A 19171-nucleotide genomic window follows, 5' to 3' on the forward strand; every position below is an offset into this window, starting at 1 on the left:
GTCACCGAGTGGTACCTCATCCAGACCTGGCCGGCACCCGCCAGAGAAGTGACCGTACTCCGCCATACCGATAACTACGGGGCGTCGCTCCCTGCACGCTGATGAGTGAAGGCAGGCATCAAGTAGCGCAAATCGGGTGCCTGTTGATCTATTGCATCCCTTCAAATTGGTTGACATTCAGGGGTGGAATGTCGGACGTTCAGCCTTGACCCACCGATGCGCCACAGGGCCGGAGAGATGGCACGCAGATGACGTTCAGAGACAGGCACCCGAAGCCGGGGCGCGGGAGGCGCCCGGCGGCGCTTGCCGCGGTGGACGCGGGCTCGAGGGATGAGCTGATCAACCAGGGCAGCGGCAAGGCGCTGGACGTAACCGGCGCAAGTACTGCTGAGGGAACCGCCGTTCAGCAGTGGACCCGCAACGGCGGTGCCCATCAGCGGTTCCAGTTCACCGACTGGGCGGCGCCGACCAGCAAGGGCAACTGGTCTCCGTGAAGAGCGTCTCGGAGCAGGTGCACACCGCAGGTCGGGTCAAGGACCAGGGGAAGACGACGCAGTTCAGCTGGCCCGGGGTGTACTTCGAGGGCCGCTTCCGCGGGACCGGCCTCGGGGTGGTACTCGACTGCGCGGCCGCCGACTACGACGTCCAGGTCGACGGGGCCACCGTCGCCACCCTGGTCACGCCCGGCGACACCACGCACTGGATCAACGGCCTGCGGGACGGCGAGCACACGGTCCGGGTCGTCAAACGCAACGAGACCCCGGGGGACACCAGCACGTTCGGAGGGTTCGTCGCCGCGCCCGGGGGCGCCGTACTGAGCAAGCCGGCGCCCCGGGACCGCCAGATCGAGTTCATCGGGGACTCCCTCACGGTGGGCTACGGCAATGTCTCGGGCACCCGCGACTGCGATCCGGAGCAGGTCAAGCGGAACACCAACACCGACGTGAGCTACGGCGCCCTCACCGCCCAGCAGCTGGACGCCGATTACCAGATCAACGGCCTCTCCGGCCTCGGCATGGTGCGCAACGTCGCCGGCATCTCCCCGGACGTCACGTACCGGACCTTCTACGACCGCGCCCTGCTGAACGTGGACGGCGATGTCTGGCAGAACCCGGGGACGTGGCGCCCCCAGATCGTGGTCGTCAACCTCGGCGCCAACGACTTCTCCGACCTCACCCCCGGCGAACCGTGGACGCCCGACAGCCTCGCGGCCGCCTACCGCGCCGCCTACGGCGAGTTCCTCCGGAAACTGCGGACGCGCTACGGTGCCGCCACCACCCTCGTGGCCGTCGGCTTCGACGGAAACGCCGAGCATGTGCGGCAGGTGGTCGAGGCGCGCAACGACGCCGGCGACAGCGGGGTCCACTACTGGTTCCTCGATCAGTCGGGCCTGGACTTCCTCGGATGCGACCGGCACACCTCAGCTCACGACGACCGGGTGATCGCCGACCGGCTTGCCCCGTTCCTCAGCAGCCTGTCGACGGGATGGTGCGGGACATGACCACCCGTGAACCGGGCCAAGGACTGCTTTCCCGCTCGTAGCCGAACCGGACGTCGCCGATGGTCTTGCTCCCGGACATCCAGCCCTTGCCCGGGGCTGCCTGGCTGGGTAGGGCGTACTGCCGCAGATACTTGAGCACCGGGTTCTCTGGGCGAGAGTGAACTGACGCAGGCACGTCGTGGGTTCAATCGTGCCCCCCTGACAACGCCGCCAGTGGAAGATTCGCGCTTGGCCGGCCATCGACCACGCCGCAGAACTCTCTGGGCGGTGCCGGTGAGTGCCTGGTGCGGGTCACCGATGCCTAGTGCCGCATCAGGCTACGTTCGCCCTGATGAGGAACCAAGCCAACACAGCCACGCCGATGGGCATCGCAACAAGGTAGCCGACGAGGATTCCGACGCCCGGATCAGCCAGCGCAGGAAAGGCCCAGTTCACTGCCGCAGCCACGAGCAGTCTCACTGTTGCCAGCGCAAGGAGAGCGGCAACAACAGCAAGCCGACGCGGCGGGCCCGCCTCGCGGTACAACTCAGCCGCAGGCCCGATCGCGACCAGGCCCGTCACGAGGCCGACGAAACTGGTGTCGGGCAGCCACCCGAACGGCCACCCCACCAGAGCGACCAACCCGCAGAAAGCGAGGCCGACCAGTTCCAGCGCGACGGTGGACACTACCGGGTGGTCCCACGAAGGGTGTCGGATCGAGCCGCTCCCACTGTCCTTCTCATCGGCCACGTCGCCAGGGTAACCATCGACAGGGCGAACGTTGCCTGGTGCGGCACTAGCGCTGCAGGGGGGAACGGTCGGTCGAGGGACCACCGGCGTGCAGTTGTCCTGCACTGTGGTGAGGGTGCGTGGTCGTGTGTGCGGAGCTCCGTCGCCGGACAACCTGCATGTGACCTCGCTTCATTGTCGGCTGACGGTGGCAGCGGAGACGCGGCCGGAACACGGCGGAGCGGCGGCGGCGATTCAGTGGCGCGGTCGCTGAATGCGTTCTCTTTCTTCTATTGGACCTTGTGCCACGGGACGACCAGGCTGGTGTCGGTCCGGTTACCGCACGACAGCCGAGAAGAGGGGTCACGAACCCATGCCCACCCGCCGCATCGGGAACGTCGAGGTCAGCGCGATCGGTCTGGGCGCGATGCCCATGTCCATCGAGGGGCGCCCGGACGAGGCCCGTTCCCTCGCCACGATCCACACCGCGCTCGACGCCGGCGTGACCTTGATCGACACCGCGGACGCCTATCACCGGGACGCCGCCGAGGTCGGTCACAACGAGACCCTGATCGCCAAGGCCCTCGCCTCCCACGACCGGGGCAAGGACGTCCTCGTCGCCACGAAGGGCGGCCATCTGCGCCCCGGCGACGGAAGCTGGACGCTGGACGGCAGCTCCCGGTACCTCAAGGACGCCTGCGAGGCATCCCTGCGCCGGCTCGGCGTCGAGGCCATCGGGCTCTACCAGTTCCACCGCCCCGACCCGAGGGTGCCGTACGCCGAGTCGGTCGGCGCCGTACGCGACCTGCTCGACGAGGGCAAGATCCGGATGGCCGGGATCTCCAACGCGAACCCGGACCAGATCCGGCAGGCGAACGACATCCTCGGCGGCCGGCTGGTCTCCGTGCAGAACCAGTTCTCCCCGGCGTTCCGCTCCAGCGAGCCCGAACTGCGCCTGTGCGACGAACTCGGTATCGCGTTCCTGCCCTGGAGCCCGCTCGGCGGCATCTCCCGGGCGCGTGAACTTGGCTCCGCCTACGCCCCGTTCGCGCGGGTCGCCGCGGCCCGCGGGGTGAGCCCGCAGCGGGTCTGCCTGGCCTGGATGCTCGCCAAGTCGCCGGTCGTCGTACCGATCCCCGGATCGAGCCGGCCGGAGACGATCCTGGACTCGCTCGCCGCCACCGACCTCGGGCTCACCGCTGAGGAGCTGGCGGAACTGGACGCCGTCTGAACCACTGTGGGATCCGCTGCGAAACCCGCTTGTACTCCCTCCCGGAGCCGGGTAGGAAAGCGCTTGCCATGCAGGTGGCTGCAACTCATCCGGAACCCTGGGAAGGACAACGCCGATGGCGTCGTCACACGAGAGACCGCTCGACCACCGCTACCGCGGCGAACACCCCGTACACACCCTCGCCTATCTGTTCCGCGCCGACCGCCACCGCATCGCGGCGGCGGTCGGCGTGTTCACCGTCAAGCACAGCCCGGTCTGGCTGCTGCCGCTGATCACCGCGTCCATCATCGACACCGTCGTCCAGCACCAGCCGGTCAGCCGACTCTGGCTGAGCACCGGCGTCATCATGTTCATCCTGCTGGTCAACTACCCCCTGCACGTGCTGTACGTCCGCCTGCTGTACGGCAGCGTGCGCCGGATGGGCACCGGCCTGCGCTCCGCGCTGTGCACCCGCATGCAGCAGCTCTCCATCGGCTACCACTCGCGGGTCAGCGCCGGTGTGCTCCAGGCCAAGGTCGTGCGCGACGTGGAGACCGTCGAGCAGATGGTGCAGCAGACCGCGGAGACGGGGCTCGGCGCGGGCACCGTGCTCATCGGCGGCCTCGTCATCATCGCCATACGCACACCGGAGTTCGTGCCCGTCTTCCTCGTCGTCGTGCCCGCCGCCGCACTCGTCGTCGCCCGGCTGCGGGCTCGTCTGCGCACCCACAACGAGCACTTCCGCCATGAGGTGGAGACCCTGTCCTCCCGGGTGACGGAGATGACCCGTCTGATCCCGGTCACCCGCGCCCACGGTCTGGAGGGCAAGGCGCTGCGCCGCATGGACGGCACCCTGCACCGGCTGCTGACCTCCGGCATGCGCCTCGACCTGGTCAACGGCCGCTTCGGCTCGCTCGCCTGGGTCGTACTGAACGTCGTCGGCGTGCTCGTCCTGACCAGCGCGGCGCTGATCTCGTACTACGGCGTCTGGGGCGTGAGCGCCGGTGACGTCGTCATGCTGAGCGCCTTCCTGACCACCCTCACCAACTCCACGACAACGTTGGCGGGGTTGGCCCCGGTCATCACCAAGGGCCTGGAGTCGGTGCGTTCCGTCGGCGAGGTCCTCCAGGCGCCCGAGCTGGAGGACAACGAGGGCAAGGCCGAACTCACCTCGCTGCGCGGGGCGGTCACCTTCGACCACGTCGGGTTCGCGTACGAGGACGGCGGCCACCCCGCCGTACGGGACTTCAGTCTCTCCGTCACACCGGGGGAGACCATCGCCCTCGTCGGCGCGTCCGGTGCGGGCAAGTCCACCGTGCTGAACCTCGTCATCGGCTTCATCCGCCCGAACGCCGGCCGGCTGTCGCTCGACGGCACCGACATGAACACCCTCGACCTGCGCACCTACCGTCGCTTCGTCTCGGTCGTGCCGCAGGAGTCGGTCCTCTTCGACGGCACGATCCGCGAGAACGTCGCCTACGGCATGGACGACGCCGACGAGGAGACGGTGTGCGCGGCGCTGCGCGACGCCAACGCGCTGGAGTTCGTCGACCGGCTGCCGCAGGGCCTCGACACCGTGGTCGGCGAGCGCGGGGCACGGCTGTCCGGCGGGCAGCGGCAGCGCCTGGCGATCGCGCGGGCCCTGATCCGGGACCCGAGGGTGCTGATCCTCGACGAGGCGACCTCGGCCCTGGACACCCGGTCGGAGGCGCTCGTCCAGCAGGCTCTCGCCCGCCTGCTGCACGGCCGTACCACCTTCGTGGTGGCACACCGGCTGTCCACCGTGCGGGGCGCGGACCGGATCGTGGTGATGGGCGACGGCCGGATCCAGGAGATCGGCACCCACGAGGAACTCCTGGGCCGGAACGGGGCCTACACGGCCCTGCACCGGGGGCAGGTGGCCTGACGTGCCGTTCCACCCGCTCCACCTGTGAGGTCTGGTGGAGCGGGTGGATCAACCGGATCGCGGCTGGTCTGTGGCTGTCCTGTGGCGGTCCTGCGGCCGGGCTACGACCGGTCGACGACGCGGCCCAGCTCGATCCGGTCGATGTCCGGCGCCCAGGCCGTCGCGTTGCCGAACGTCACCGTGTTGGAGCCCTTCCTCAGATCGACGGGCACGCCCACCGTCCAGAAGTCGTCCGAGCTCCAGGTGTTCTTGAAGGTGACCCTCACCGGCGCCGCGAACCCCACGGTGATGTCCGCCGTACGGGACATGATGTCCGTGTTGTAGGCGTGGCCGTTGTCCCGCCGGTCGTTGTGCGCGTAGTGGACGACCAGCAGATAGCGGCCCGAACGGGGCGCGCGCACGGTGAACTCGGCCGTGCTGGAGGCACTGTTGCCGAGCTTGCCGATGTAGGAACCGGCGGACGCGTACGCCGAGTCGACGAGTTCGGCCCCGCCCGCGAGGGTGGCGGAGGCGGCCTCGTAGGAGAGCGTGCCGGACGTGGATCCGTCGCCCGAGACGTCGAGGGAGCGGACGGAGGCGTGTCCCGCCGTCACCGCGACGCGGTTGTTGCCCGCCACCAGGTAGAGCCGCAGTGGGCGTCCCGGAGCCGCCGTCACCGTCTCGCCGTGCAGCGCGAGCCGCACCGGCGCCGAGGCCCGCGGAACCACCGTGTAGTAGCCGTCACGCGGCGCGTAGACGTCGAACACCGCCTTGTCGCCGGAGCGCAGGACGAGCGAGCCGGTGCCCACGCCGGCCGACGACGCGTAGTCGTACGACGGCTTTCCGCTGATGTCCGCCAGGGTGGCCTCGTACGACGCGGAGGCCGCCCCCGCGCGGGCGGTCAGGTCGACGCGGTCGAGGGTGACCTCGGCGTCGCCCTTCGCGAGCGTGAGGACATGGGTGCCCGCGGACAGCCGCAGGGTGACGTCCTTCTTGGCGCGGTAGGTCCAGTTCTCCGTGGAGGGATAGGCCACCGTGAGCGGGGCCCCGCCGTCGACGGACAGCTGCTGCGTGGCCGGGGTGCCGGACTGGTTGCCGTACAGGATCGCCAGGTCGTACGACCCTTCGCGCGGCACCGTGACCGTGAAGTCCACCTTGCTGGTGGCCTGGTTGAGCGAGCCGACGTCCTTCGTGCCGGAGGCCGCGTAGCCGTTGGCGTTCTCGACCGTGCCCTGGGTGTAGACCCTGCCGTCGGTGATCGCGGCCGACTCGGCCTCGTACGACGCCGTCCACGGGACGGAGGCGGCGGACGGGGTGCCCGTACCGCCGGGGGTAAGGACGATCCGGTACGCGGACATCTTCCGCATGCCGCGCAGCGGGACGGTCACCGAACCGTCGTCCGCGACCTTCACCTTCGTACGGGCGAGGACCTGCGGCGTCGCGTGCTGCCCTTCGTAGCCGGACCAGGCGGCCTCGGCGACGGTCGCGGTGACCGTACGGCCGAAGACGGCACGGGGTACGTCACGCACCACCACGTCGGAGTCGCCCGCCGAGCCGCCGAGGAGGACCTGGGCCTGGCGCCGCGTGGTGTCCAGGGAGGCCAGGCCCTGGAGTGTGTCGATGGTGTTCGGCTGTGCCGGGCTCACCTTGACGGTGTCACCGGTCATCCCGGCGTACCAGCGGAACAACCACCAGCCGCCATTGGGGATGTTGGAGCGCACCACATGGCCGCTGAGGTTGCCGGCCGCGTCCCAGTACGCCATGTTCGCGTACACCTTGTTCCGCTCGAACAGCGAGACCCACTGGACCAGTTGGCCCGGCACGGAGAGGTCGCGGCGGTTGGCGTACTCGTCGATGTTGATCTTCAGCGGGGCGATGCCCGCCTCGCGTTCGAGCCGGCGGTAGTCGTCGTAGTGCGCCTGGAAGTCGCGCAGCGAGCCGGAGCCCAGCTCGTGCCAGGTCATCACCTGCGGCAGCACGTTCTCCCGCTTGGCGAAGGCGAGGAAGTCCTTCAGCAGACGGGAGTGGTAGGCGGCCTCGTTCGGGCCCGCGATCCTCGCGTCCGGGTCGACCGCGCGGATGCGCTGGTACACCGTTTTCCAGTCCTTGAAGAACCGGTCCCGGTTGGCCTCGTACTGGGTCTGGTCGGCGACGCCGAGCTTGTACCAGATCTGGTCGGGCTCGTTGAACGGGATGTAGACGAACCGCTCGCTGTTCGGGTCCGCCGCCACCTCCTTCGCGATCTTGTCGACCTTGGGGAGGTAGTCGTCGATGCCGAGATCCTCGTACGGCCACTTGGCGTAGATGTCCTGCATCATCACGTTGATCTCGCCGCCGCCGTTGCGGAAGAACGACTTCGAGACCGTGAGCGCGTCGCCGTTGGGATGCTGGGCGCCGCCCTCCGGCTTCTGCGAGACGCTGGTGACCTTCAGGGGTGCCAGCGCGGCGTCGCTGGGCACCCCGTCGTCGCTGAGCCCGTACAGCGTGCCGTTGGCGCCGAGCATCACCGGCCCCTCGGAGGCGGACAGGTCGACGGTGAGGCGCTGCGGGTCGGCAGCGGCCGCGGGGCCCGCGGCGGGGAGAGTGGCTGCCATGGTGGCTGCTCCAAGTGCGGCTGATATCAGGGCGGTTCTGGCACGGAATCTGGTACGGAATCGGGTTCGGGTGCGTGTGCGGGTGGGGGTGATCACGCTGCTGGACCTCCGGTCACTTGACGGCTCCACTGGTGATTCCGGACACGATCTTTCGCTGGCCGACGAGGAACACGACGACCATGGGCAGGCTCATCACCACGACGTACGCGAAGACGAGATGCCAGTTGTTGAGGTAGAGCTGGGCGCTGGCGACCTGGTAGAGGTTCAGCGGGAGGGTGGCCCGCTCGCCGCCGCCCAGGACGAAGAAGGCGTAGAAGACGTCGCTCCAGGCGTAGAGCATCACCATGATCGTCGCGGTGGCGATCACCGGGCGCAGCAACGGCAGGACGATCCGCCAGAAGATCCGCGACGGCGTCGCCCCGTCCATCCGGGCCGCCTCCTCCAGCTCCAGCGGAATGGCGCGGATGAAGCCGGTCATGAAGAAGATCGACGTCGACAGGTACATGCCGGTGTAGACGGCGATCATGCCGGGCCGGGTGTTCGACAGGCCCAGCTGCCGCAGCTCCATCACGATGGTGATGACCGCGGGCGGCAGCAGCAGACCGCTGATGCACAGCGCGTACGCCGCCGACACCAGCTTCGACTTGCGGCGGGCGAAGACCCAGGCGGCGCCCGCCCCGAGGAGCAGGACGAGGACGACCGAAGGCAGCACGACCAGCAGGGAGTTGAAGAAACCGCGCAGCATCTCGCCCTGGCTGACCGCGTCGGCGTAGTTGTCGGCGGGCTGCCAGGTGCGCGGCAGGTCGAGGTTGGGCCTGAGGGCCTCCGCCTGCGGCTTGGCGGAGGTGACGACGACCAGCCACAGCGGCACGCCGACGGCCAGGCCGGCGAGGAGCAGGACGAGGGCGGGGCGGCCGTACCGCCATGCCACGGACGGGTTCACAGCAGCTGCTCCCTTCGCCGCAACCCGACGACCAGGGGAATCGCCACCACGACCACGACCAGGAAGAGGACGAGGCTCATCGCGGAGGCCTGCGCGTACAGCCCCTGTCCGAAGATCCGGAACATGTAGATGTTGAAGACCTCCGTGGCGGCCGCGGGCCCGCCGCCGGTCGTGGCCTGCACGATGTCGAAGGTGTTCATCGAGCCGATCAGCGCGGTGGTGACGTTGAAGGTGACGGCCGGCGCGAGCATCGGCCAGCGCACCGACCAGAAGGTCCGCCAGGGTCCGGCGCCGTCCATCCGGGCGGCTTCGAGCATGTCGCCGGGGATGCCCTTGAGCCCGGCCAGATAGATCAGCATGGACAGGCCCATCCACTTCCAGCCGTGGATGAGGGTGACGACGACCAGGGTCCAGGTCGTCGAGCCCAGCCACGGAATGTCCGTCCCGAGCACGGAGTTGACCGCGCCGTCCTGGTCGAGGAGGGCCTGGAAGACGTAGCCGGTGGCGAGCGCCGAGATCAGCACCGGCAGGAAGAAGACCGCGCGGAAGAACCGGTTGAAGCGGCTGTCGCTCTCCAGGAGCAGCGCCAGCCCGAGCCCGAAGCCGTTCTGGAACAGCGCCGCCAGCAGGGCGTAGAGCAGGGTCGTACGGATCGCGCGGAGCAGCGAGCCGTCGTCGGCGATCGTCTTGAAGTTGTCGAGGCCGGTGAACGCGATGTCCGCGTGGTAGGAGGACCAGTTGGTGAACGGGTAGTAGAAGTTCAGCAGGTTCGGCACCAGGAAGAAGCCCGCGAAGACGGCGATCGCGGGGAGCGCGAACCACCACGGGTGGTGCACGGCGGCGCGCGGCAGCCGTCCCGCCTTCTTCGGCGGGCCGGGCACCGGCGTGTGCTTGGTACGTACGACCGTGTCAGCCATCGTCAGAAACCGGGCGCGCCCTGGGCTTTGGCCACCTGCGCGAACTGGTCCTGGATCGCCTGGGCGACCTCCTGCGGGTTCTTCTTGTCGAAGATCATGTCGGCCAGGTAGAGGTGAGTGTCGGGGGCGACGATCGCCTTGGCCTGGAAGACACCGATGGCGGTGGGCAGGGCGGCGACCTGGCCCTTGGACGTCTGCGGCAGCCCGGCGGGGGTGGGCACGGACGGCTGCACGGACGGGATCTTCATCGCCTTGATGTAGTCGGCGTAGTCCGGGCCGAGCCAGAAGGCGAGGAACTGCCGGGCGGCGTTCTGCCGTTTCTCGTCACCGGTCCTGAAGGCGACCACGCCGTTGGTCTGGTCGGGCGAGTACATGCCGGTGGCCGCGGAGTCGGCGACGGGGAACCAGCCGATCCTCTTGTCGATGTCGGCCGTGGAGTACTTGGCCTGCAACTGGCTCTGGAAGGAGGTGACGTTGAGGACCATGCCGGCCTCGCCCTTCCACAGCGCGTCGGCCTGTCCGGTGAAGGTGCCGGTCCGGTAGTTCTTCTGGGCGAGCCCCGCGTCGAGCAGCTTCTCCTTGTACTTCTTGATCGCGCCGACGACGACCGGGTCGGTCCATTTCTCCTGGTTCTTGTTGAGCCCGTCCCACCACCGCTGGTCGAGGTCGGTGAGCTGGACCTGCATCTGCCACTGAAGGGGCCATTTGTCGCCACCGGCCTCGTAGAAGGCGGCCGCGTCGGTCTTGTCGACGACCTTGTGGCCGAGGGCCAGCAGCTCGTCGTAGGACTTCGGGAAGTCCTTCTCGCTCAGCCCGGCCTGCCGGAAGACGTCCTTGTTGTAGTAGACGCCGAGCATGGCCGGGCTGGTGACGATCGCCGCGTACCGCTTGCCGTCGATCACGCCGAGCGACTTCTCCGTCTCGCCGAGCCGGGCCTCCCACGGCTCACCGTCCAGGGTGAGCAGGTTCTGCCGCGGCTGGACGAACGGCAGCGTGGAGATCGACGGCTGCCAGAACATCAGGTCAGGACGGTCGCCGGAGGCCAGCTTCGTCGGCACGTTCTGCTCGTACAGGTCCGGGATCGCCTGGGTCTCCACCTGCGCGCCGGTGGCCTTCTCGAAGGCGTCGATGACCTGCTTGGGCGCGTTGACCGTGTTCTGGGCGGTCCACATCGTCAGCTTCACGCCGTCCAGGCGGGCGGTCGGGTCGACCGCGGCCCGCTTCCCGTCCGTGCCGGAGTCGCCGGAACCGCCGGCCGTGGGGTCGCTGCACGCGGTGGCGGCGAGGCCGATGGCACATATCAGCGCCAGGGCGGGGAGAGCTCTTGTCTTCATCACGTGCCTTTCGCGAACGGGTGGTTCAGGAAGCAGGAATCAGAACAGCGGTGCTCGTGCGGTGCGTTCAGGGGCCGTGCGGCGTGTCGAACGACCCGGCGGCGGGTCGAGAGAGCGATGCGCGTTCAGGCGGTGGTTGACGGCGGCCCCGAGCTTTCCCGCACCACCAGCTCCGGTACCGGGACGGGATGCGGGGCGACCCGCGCGGACCCCTCCAGGACCCCGTGCAGCAGTGCGAACGCGGCCCGCCCGAGACCGGTGAAGTCCAGACGTACGGTCGTCAGGGACGGGGTCAGATAGGCCGAGTGCGGGGCGTCGTCGAACCCGGCCACGCTGACCTCGCCGGGGACGGAACGCCCCGCCTCGTGCAGGGCGCGCAGCACCCCGAGCGCGAGGTCGTCGTTGCCGCAGAGGATCGCCGAGACGGCCGGGTCCCGGGCCAGCCTGCCGCCCGCCGCGTGGCCGCCCGCCGGTCCCCAACTGCCCTGCACCGGCCGGGGTTCGGGCGCCCCGGCCTCGCGCAGCGCCTGCCGCCAGCCGCTGGTGCGGGCGCTGGTGCGCCGGGTGCTGGACGGGATGGCGACGTAGTGCACGGTCTCGTGCCCCAGGGACAGCAGATGGCGGGTCGCCTGGTAGGCGGCCTCGCGGTCGTCGGCCCACACCCAGGGGTGGCCCGGGCCGGGCGGGCTCGCCGGTGTCTCGACCACGCCGACGACCGGCAGTTCGGCGGGGACGGCGCCGAGCGCCCTCACCCCGGCCGGGTCGTACGCGATCACGATCAGTCCGCCGCCCGCGTCCGCCGCGCGCCGCACCTCCGCGGCGACGGCCGCCTCGTCCGCCGACTCCAGGACACCGATCCCGACCGCGTAGGACTCGGCGCGGGCGGCCTCCTCGATGCCCTGGAGGATCGAGGCGTAGCCGTAGTGCGTGGTGTTCGCCGTGAGCACGGTCACGGCCCTACTGCGTCCGCTGGCCAGGGCGAGCGCTGCGGCGCTGCGCCGGAAGCCCAGCTCGTCGATGGCGGCGAGCACGCGCTCCCGGGTGGTCGGCTTGACGCTGGGATGGCCGTTGATCACCCGCGAGACGGTCTGGTATGAGACGCCGGCGGCGGTCGCGACGTCCCGGATGCTCGCGGGACGCCTTGTGTGACCGGTCACATTCATGCCAGGATTGTGACCGGTCACATAGGGGCCGTCAAGAGACCGTAACGAGGGATTCACCAGGGGGAGCACCTTGACCGGTACGGCCGACGCGGATCTCAACGGCACGCAGGGCACGTTCTCCTGGGGGCATTCCGCCCTGGCGGCCGAGTTCGCCATCGCCCCCGACGGGACACCGCGACTGGTCCGGCTCGGTGACACCGGGGTGGCGCCCGCCGCATCCGTCCAGCCGGATTCGACCATCCCGGATGCGACCCTCCGGGATTCCGCCCTCCGGGATTCCGCCCTCCCCCTCGTCGAACTCACCGCCCTCGGGCACGGCAGCGGCTGGTCCGGCCCCCGCTTCACCGGCACGGCCCTCGGCACGCGCCTGAAGTACCGGGGCCACAGCACCGGCAGCCGGGGCGACCAGGAGTGGCTGACCGTCGAACTCCACGACCCGGCCACCGGACTGACCGCGTTCGCCGAACTGACGTCCCCCGGCGGACTGCCCGTCCTGCGCTCCCGTGTCCGGCTCCGCAACGACGGCCCGCAGCCCCTCGTCGTCCAGTCCGTCAGCAGCCTCCTCGTCGGCGGTCTGCCCGCACCGGACGCCCTCGACGTGCTGCGGGCCCGCAACGACTGGCTCGCGGAGTGCCGTTGGTACACCGAGCCGCTGCGCGACACGGTCGCCGACATCAACGTCGACGCCCACCAGCACGACAGCCGGGCCGCCCTGGTCCTCGCCGGGCGAGGCAGCTGGCCCACCGACGGTCATCTGCCGATGGGGGCGCTGAGGGAGCGGGTCAGCGGCCGGACCTGGCTGTGGCAGGTCGAGTCCCCGGCCGGCTGGCGCTGGGACCTGGGCGAACGCGCGCACGGCACCTGTCTGGCGCTCAACGGCCCCACGGACGCGGAGCACCAGTGGCAGGTCCGGCTGGCGCCGGGCGAGGAGTTCACCACCGTGCCGGGGGTCCTGGCCCTCGGAGCCGGGTTCGACGAGGCGATGGGCGCGCTCACCGCGTACCGCCGCGCCGTGCGCCGCCCGCACCCGGACCACACCGCGCTCCCGGTCGTCTTCAACGACTACATGAACACGCTCATGGGCGACCCGACCACCGAGAAGCTGCTGCCCCTGATCGACGCGGCGGCCCAGGCGGGCGCGGAATACTTCTGCGTGGACGCCGGCTGGTACGACGACTCGGCGGACGGCGGCTGGTGGGACAGCGTCGGCGCCTGGCTGCCCTCGGCGCGCCGCTTCCCCGACGGCGGCATCCGCACGGTCCTGGAGCGGATCCGGGAGCGCGGCATGGTGCCCGGGCTGTGGCTGGAGCCGGAGGTCGTCGGAGCGCGCAGCCCGGTCGCCGCCGCGCTCCCGCCGGACGCCTTCTTCCAGCGCGACGGCGTACGTCTCACGGAGCAGGGCCGCCACCAGCTCGACCTGCGCCATCCGGCCGCCCGCGCCCACCTCGACAAGGCGGTGGACCGGATCGTCGGCGACTGGGGGGTGGGCTACCTCAAGCTGGACTACAACATCGTGATCGATCCCGGCACGCTCGCGCCCGGGGACCTCGCCCCCGGAGCCGGGCTGCTCGGCCACGCCCAGGCCTACCTGGACTGGCTCTGCGAGGTACTGGACCGGCACCCGCACCTGGTGATCGAGAACTGCGCCTCGGGCGGGATGCGGATGGACGGGGCCACCCTCGCCGTCGCCCAGCTCCAGTCCACCAGCGACCAGCAGGACCCCCTGCGCTACCCGCCCATCGCCGCCGCCGCACCGACCGCCGTACCGCCGGAGCAGGGCGCCGTCTGGGCCTACCCGCAGCCCGGCTTCGACGACGACCTGATCGCCTTCACACTGGGCGGGGCGCTGCTCGGGCGGATCCATCTGTCCGGCCATCTGGACCGGATGTCGCAGCGTCAACTCGCCCTCGTGCGGGACGCGGTGACCACGTACAAGACGATCCGCACGGACCTGGCACGGGCCGTGCCGTTCTGGCCGCTGGGGCTGCCCGGCTGGACCGACGAGTGGCTGGCGCTGGGCATGCGGTCGCCCGGTGACCGTACGTCGTACCTCACGGTCTGGCGCCGGGGCGGCGAGCCCGAACTGCGCCTGCCGGTGGCGCACTTGGCGGGCCGGAAGGTTCGCGTGGAGATCCTCCACCCGTCGCACGCGCCCGCCGCCGGCTCGGCGGTCTGGGACGGGGAGGGGCTGCGGGTGTCGCTGCCCCGCACGCCTGCCGTTGTGCTGGTCCGTCTCCTCGCGTGACCGGTGGACGGACCTGACCTGCAAGACAACAGAGATATAACAACAGGCAACTAAAGGGCGGTTGCCAGGGTCTAGTCCGCCATGAAGATCTCTTTCCTGCTGCACAACGCCTACGGGATCGGAGGCACGATCACCACCACCTTCAACCTGGCGCAGGCCCTGGCCGAGCGGCACGACGTGGAGATCGTCTCGGTGCTGCGGCACCGGGAACACCCGAACTTCGCCCTGGACCCCCGCGTGTCCTTAAGGCCGCTGGTGGACCTGCGGCACGAGAAGGAACACCCCTTGCATCTCAGACCCGCCAAGGTGTTCCCCGCCGCCGAATACCGCTACGGGCAGTACAGCGAGCTGACCGACCGACGGATCGGCGAGTGTCTGGCGGCGACCGACGCCGAGGTCGTCATCGGAACCCGGCCGGGCCTCAACGTGCACCTCGCCCGCCAGGCGCCGGAACACGTCGTCCGCGTCGGGCAGGAACACCTCACCCTCGACAACCACCCGCCCCGGCTGCGCACCACGCTGCGCCGGGCGTACCGCCGACTCGACGTGCTCACCACGGTCACCGAGGCGGACGCCGCCGCCTACCGGCGCAAGATGCGGCTGCCCGGGGTGCGGGTGGAAGCACTCCCGAACAGCGTGCCCGATCCGGTGCTGCCCGCGGCCGACGGCACCGCGAAGGTGGTGGTCGCGGCCGGTCGGCTGGTCCCGGTGAAGCGCTACGACCTGCTCATCGAGGCGTTCGCCCAGGTCGCCGCCGCACACCCGGACTGGCACCTGCGCATCTACGGCAAGGGGGAGGAGCAGGCGCGGCTGCGCGGTCTCATCCAGCGGCTGGGCCTGTCCGAGAACGCTCTTCTGATGGGGGCGGCGGCCCCCATGGAGGCGGAGTGGGTCAAGGGCTCCATCGCCGCGTGCGCGTCGAACTTCGAGCCGTTCGGCATGACCATCGTCGAGGCCATGCGCTGCGGCCTGCCCGTCGTGAGCACCGACTGCCCCTACGGGCCCGGCGAGATCATCGAGGACGGCGTCGACGGCCGGCTGGTACCGGTCGGGGACCCTGCGGCGCTGGGCGCCGCGCTCCTCGACCTGGTCCGCGACGACGAACGCCGCCGGCGGATGGGCCGTACGGCCATGGAGAACGCCCGACGCTTCGCCCCGGTCCCCGTCGTGGAGCAGGCCGAGCGCCTGATCGACGAGGCCAGGTCGGCGCGCGGGACCGGGCGGGGAGCCGCACCGGCAGGCGGCCGAATACAACGCGCCCTGGTCAGCCAGGGCTTCGCCGCGCGCGACGCCGCGTACGCCATGGCCTCCGGCGCGCTGCGCACCGTACGGAGGGGACGGCGTTGAGCACGAAACCCGACACGACGAGCGGTACGCAGCTTCGTGCCGACTGCACGGCCGACACGGACGGCCGGATCGTCTTCGACCTTCCGTCGACGGCGGCCGACGACGCCCCCTCGCCCCGACTGCTGCTGCGGTTGCGCCCCAAGAAGGGCCAGCCGGAGAAGACCGTCCACGTGCTCGACCTGGAACCCGCGCACGACGGCCGTCTCCTCGCCGTCCTGGAGCCGCAGCCCGCACTCGCCGAGGGCCGCTGGGACCTGTACCTCCTGCCCGAACCCGACGCCCCGCGCCGACGCCTGCGCCCCGGCCTGCGCGACCTGCGGGCCCTGGTCGGCGGACGCCTGCGTGACCGGCCGTCGCCGGTGGCCGTGCGGGTCCCGTACGTCACCAAGGACGGCTACCTCGCGGTGCGGACATGGCTGCGCACCGCTCACGCCGAGGTCGAGGGCATCGACGTCACGGACCGGTCGATGACGGTCAGGGCCCGGCTGCACGGCGCCTCGCTCGCCGAAGGAGCCGCGGTGCGGCTGCGGCTGCGGGGCGGTGACGGCACCGTACGGAACCTGGAGCCGCGGGGCGAGAGCGACGGCCGCGCGTTCACCTTCGTCGTGGACTACCCGGAGCTGGTCGCCGACGACGCCACCGGCACCCGCGTCTGGGACGTGAGCGTCCGGGCCCGGTCCGACGGGGACCCGGCTCCGGTCAGGCTCGGCCGTCTGCTGGACGACGTCGCGGACCGCAAGGAGATCTTCGTCCTTCCGACGGCCGTGGTCGGCACCGCCGCCGTGCGGCCCTACTACACGGTGGACAACGACCTCTCGGTGGAGGTGACCCGCGCCTGAAGGCGGTGCGGGCTTGCGGACAGAAGCTGACCGCAAGCCTCCCTACGGTCGTTCCATGACACAGACGCAGAAGATCCTTGTCACCGGCGCCACCGGAACCGTCGGCCGTCAGGTCGTCGCCGAACTCCTCGCCCGCGGCCACGCGGTCCGCGCCCTCACCCGCGATGCCGCGGGGGCCGACTTCCCGGCCGGCGTCGAGGTCGTCCAGGGCGACCTGACCGAGCCCGAGAGCCTGGTTGCGGCCCTCGACGGTGTGACCGGCCTCCATCTGATCACCTTCGGCGGGGCCTACTTCGCCCCGCTGGAGACCGGCCCGCGCATCCTGGAGCTGGCCCGGGAGGCCGGGGTGCGCCGGGTCACCGTGCTGCACGGCGGCGGTCCGTCCCTGCTGGAGGACGCCGTGCGGGCGGACGAGGGTGTGGCCTGGACCGTCCTCATGCCGGTCGAGTTCATGGCCAACGCCCTGGAGTGGGCGGACGGGATCGTGACCTCGGGGGAGGTGTCCGAGCCGTTCGTCTCGCGGCTGAGCGCCATGGTCCACGAGGGCGACATCGGCGCCGTCGCCGCGGTCGCGCTCACCGAGGAGGGGCACGGGGGCCAGGAGTACGTGATCACCGGGCCCGAACTGCTCACCGTGGCCGACAAGGTGGCCGCGATCGCCGCCGCCCGGGGCCGGGAGATCGCCCTGGTCGAGCTGACCGAGGAGCAGGCCGTCGCGCGGTGGCGGGCGGCCGGCCACCCGGAGGACGTGATCGGCTTCCTGCTGGAGGCGTACGGGAACACCCCGGAGGTCGGCCGTACGGTCGTCGACACCGTGGAGAAGGTCACCGGCCGTCCGGCCCGCACCTTCGGCCAGTGGGCCGGGGCGCACGCCGACGCCTTCGCAAAGCGGCCCGGTGGGGCCGCCACGCCGTAGTCCCCGCCCTCGTGCGCGTGGCGGCGGGGCCTACCGCCCTGCCGCCAGACGGGCGGCCGCGTCGTGGACGAGCTGCGCGTGCAGTTCGAACAACGCCACGAGGTCGACGGAGTCGCCGGCCACCTCGCGGTGCACGAACAGGCCGTCGGCGCCGGCGACGGCGTAAGTGGTGAGGGTGTGAACGGCGTCCTCGTCCAGGTCGGGGAAGAGGGTGGTGGCCACTTCCGCGATCTTCTGGTGGGTGATGTGCCGGACCTGGAGGAACACGGTGCGGCCCCGGGGTTCGGTGGGGCGCCGCTCCAGGGCGAGCATGAGGCCGAGGCGGAGGAAGTCGGGCGCGTCGACCAGCGACTTGGCCACGTTGCCGGCCATGGCGGTGATCCGCTCCAGGGGCGTACCGGCCTCTTCGCCCGGCAGCTCGACGGCCGTGAGCCAGGTTTCGAAGCTACGCTCGATGACCGCGGCGATCAGGTCGTCCTTGTCCTGGAAGTGCCAGTAGATGGAGCTGGCGGGCAGCCCGCACTTGGCACTGACGGCCGCGATGGACGTGCCGTCGTAGCCACGCTCACCGGCGATCTCCACAGCGGCGTCGAGGATGCGCTGGCGTGACTCCACCCCGTTCGCGCGCTTCCTGCGCGGCGTCTCCGGCCTGGTCATGGGTGCCTCTCCGGTCGTACGGGGCCGTCGACCCGTGTGGGACGGTCATGTGCTGAAGCGTCCACTCTAATTGGAGCATCCCCTACAGGAGGAGCGGTACCCCCACCCCCTGTCGACGGCGGCGGGGCACCCGGCGGTGGTGCCCGGCCGTCCCGGTCCCGACGGCGCTCAGCCCGCCAGGGTGTCCACGACGTCGAGGTCCGGCAGTTCGAGCGAGCAGATCCGCGCGGCCTCGTCGGCGGGAATGCCGAACTGCCGCAGCAGGCCGCGGGCGACCAGGTCCGAGGACGTCGCGTCGTCACGGTCCGGCTGAGCGTGCAACAGCGAGCCGAGCGCCAGCACGGCGGCCGCCGTCATCGTGAGGGCGAGGTCCAGGTCCTCCACCTCGAAGCGCCCCGCGTCCACGGCGATGCGGATGTCGTGGAACGCGCGGGGCGCCAGGCCGTGGTCGGAGTGGGCCAGTTCGAGCCCCTGGCTCAGCAGGACGCGACTGAGCTCGGGGTGGCGGCGGTGCAGCCGGCCGGTCATGCGGAAGCTCTGGGCGTACGCCACCGCCGGGTCGTCGATGTCCGCGGTGAGGCGGTCCATGAGTGAACCCCACCACTCCAGCGCCTCCTCGACCGCGACGCGGAAGAGCTCTTCCTTGCTGTCGAAGTGGTTGTAGAACGAGCCGACCCCGATGTCGGCGAGCTCGGTGATCTCCAGGATGGGGACGTCGGTACGCCCTTCGGCCAGCAGGCGCTGTGCCGCGCCCACCAGCGCGGTGCGTGTGCGCGCCCGGCGCCGGTCGACTCGCCTGGGTGCGGTCCGCTCGCTCATCACGCCATCCTCCATCACGCCCCGTACCTCGCCTCACCCCGCACTCTAGCCGCCCGGACTTGTTTCCTGAAGATTTCTTCAGTTCTATTGACT

16 protein-coding genes are annotated in these 19171 nt (G+C 70.5%); 8 read left to right on the top strand and 8 right to left on the bottom strand.

Translation table 11 applies throughout. The annotated features are described in order from the left end of the window. The first annotated feature begins 248 nt into the window (after positions 1-248). Both ACFU95_RS30945 and ACFU95_RS30950 read left to right on the top strand, forming a co-directional pair. Positions 249-494 (top strand): RICIN domain-containing protein, encoded by a 246-nt coding sequence (locus tag ACFU95_RS30945; protein ID WP_383834048.1) that lies wholly within the window; start codon positions 249-251, stop codon positions 492-494. Beyond that, positions 491-1501: an SGNH/GDSL hydrolase family protein gene (locus tag ACFU95_RS30950; protein ID WP_383834051.1), complete on the top strand. Its 1011-nt coding sequence runs from the start codon at positions 491-493 to the stop codon at positions 1499-1501. Before ACFU95_RS30945 ends, ACFU95_RS30950 begins: the two co-directional genes overlap by 4 nt. Before the next feature lie 312 nt (positions 1502-1813). Here the strand turns inward: ACFU95_RS30950 and ACFU95_RS30955 are convergent, their stop codons facing one another. Continuing rightward, positions 1814-2230 carry a hypothetical protein gene (locus ACFU95_RS30955; protein ID WP_383834053.1) on the bottom strand — a complete coding sequence of 139 codons (417 nt, stop codon included), beginning with the start codon at positions 2228-2230 and terminating at the stop codon, positions 1814-1816. 352 nt (positions 2231-2582) lie between these two features. On the opposite strand from ACFU95_RS30955, the gene ACFU95_RS30960 reads away from it, so the two are divergent. Both ACFU95_RS30960 and ACFU95_RS30965 read left to right on the top strand, forming a co-directional pair. After that, positions 2583-3440 carry an aldo/keto reductase gene (locus ACFU95_RS30960; protein WP_383834056.1) on the top strand — a complete coding sequence of 286 codons (858 nt, stop codon included), beginning with the start codon at positions 2583-2585 and terminating at the stop codon, positions 3438-3440. A gap of 115 nt (positions 3441-3555) precedes the next feature. Beyond that, positions 3556-5325 carry an ABC transporter ATP-binding protein gene (locus tag ACFU95_RS30965; protein WP_383834065.1) on the top strand — a complete coding sequence of 590 codons (1770 nt, stop codon included), beginning with the start codon at positions 3556-3558 and terminating at the stop codon, positions 5323-5325. Between the two features lie 101 nt (positions 5326-5426). Here ACFU95_RS30965 and ACFU95_RS30970 read toward each other — a convergent pair whose 3' ends face one another. From ACFU95_RS30970 to ACFU95_RS30990, 5 genes are all read right to left on the bottom strand, one after another. After that, positions 5427-7898 (bottom strand): CBM35 domain-containing protein, encoded by a 2472-nt coding sequence (locus ACFU95_RS30970; protein ID WP_383834068.1) that lies wholly within the window; start codon positions 7896-7898, stop codon positions 5427-5429. Between the two features lie 112 nt (positions 7899-8010). Continuing rightward, positions 8011-8841 carry a carbohydrate ABC transporter permease gene (locus tag ACFU95_RS30975; protein WP_383834071.1) on the bottom strand — a complete coding sequence of 277 codons (831 nt, stop codon included), beginning with the start codon at positions 8839-8841 and terminating at the stop codon, positions 8011-8013. Further along, positions 8838-9758, bottom strand: coding sequence for a carbohydrate ABC transporter permease (locus tag ACFU95_RS30980; protein WP_383834074.1), 921 nt, complete (start codon positions 9756-9758; stop codon positions 8838-8840). The genes ACFU95_RS30975 and ACFU95_RS30980 overlap by 4 nt, the downstream gene beginning before the upstream one ends. Before the next feature lie 2 nt (positions 9759-9760). Beyond that, positions 9761-11092 (bottom strand): ABC transporter substrate-binding protein, encoded by a 1332-nt coding sequence (locus ACFU95_RS30985; RefSeq protein ID WP_383834078.1) that lies wholly within the window; start codon positions 11090-11092, stop codon positions 9761-9763. A gap of 125 nt (positions 11093-11217) precedes the next feature. Beyond that, positions 11218-12255: a LacI family DNA-binding transcriptional regulator gene (locus ACFU95_RS30990; RefSeq protein ID WP_383834081.1), complete on the bottom strand. Its 1038-nt coding sequence runs from the start codon at positions 12253-12255 to the stop codon at positions 11218-11220. Positions 12256-12325: 70 nt separating this feature from the next. Between ACFU95_RS30990 and ACFU95_RS30995 the strand changes: the two genes are divergently transcribed. The 4 genes from ACFU95_RS30995 to ACFU95_RS31010 all read left to right on the top strand — a co-directional run bounded on the left by ACFU95_RS30995 (position 12326) and on the right by ACFU95_RS31010 (position 17602). Beyond that, positions 12326-14500 carry a glycoside hydrolase family 36 protein gene (locus ACFU95_RS30995; RefSeq protein ID WP_383834084.1) on the top strand — a complete coding sequence of 725 codons (2175 nt, stop codon included), beginning with the start codon at positions 12326-12328 and terminating at the stop codon, positions 14498-14500. A gap of 81 nt (positions 14501-14581) precedes the next feature. Continuing rightward, entirely contained in the window at positions 14582-15847 is a 1266-nt protein-coding gene (locus tag ACFU95_RS31000; RefSeq protein ID WP_383834087.1) for a glycosyltransferase family 4 protein, read from the top strand. Next, entirely contained in the window at positions 15844-16686 is an 843-nt protein-coding gene (locus tag ACFU95_RS31005; RefSeq protein ID WP_383834090.1) for a transferase, read from the top strand. The genes ACFU95_RS31000 and ACFU95_RS31005 overlap by 4 nt, the downstream gene beginning before the upstream one ends. Before the next feature lie 55 nt (positions 16687-16741). Next, positions 16742-17602 (top strand): NmrA family NAD(P)-binding protein, encoded by an 861-nt coding sequence (locus ACFU95_RS31010; protein ID WP_383834093.1) that lies wholly within the window; start codon positions 16742-16744, stop codon positions 17600-17602. A gap of 30 nt (positions 17603-17632) precedes the next feature. On the opposite strand, the gene ACFU95_RS31015 is transcribed toward ACFU95_RS31010, so the two are convergent. Both ACFU95_RS31015 and ACFU95_RS31020 read right to left on the bottom strand, forming a co-directional pair. Further along, positions 17633-18259 (bottom strand): TetR/AcrR family transcriptional regulator, encoded by a 627-nt coding sequence (locus ACFU95_RS31015; RefSeq protein ID WP_383834096.1) that lies wholly within the window; start codon positions 18257-18259, stop codon positions 17633-17635. 168 nt (positions 18260-18427) lie between these two features. Further along, positions 18428-19078 carry a TetR/AcrR family transcriptional regulator gene (locus ACFU95_RS31020; RefSeq protein ID WP_383834099.1) on the bottom strand — a complete coding sequence of 217 codons (651 nt, stop codon included), beginning with the start codon at positions 19076-19078 and terminating at the stop codon, positions 18428-18430. Positions 19079-19171: the final 93 nt, after the last annotated feature.

The sequence above is a fragment of the Streptomyces sp. NPDC057623 genome (assembly GCF_042800355.1).
Taxonomy (GTDB): Bacteria; Actinomycetota; Actinomycetes; order Streptomycetales; family Streptomycetaceae; genus Streptomyces.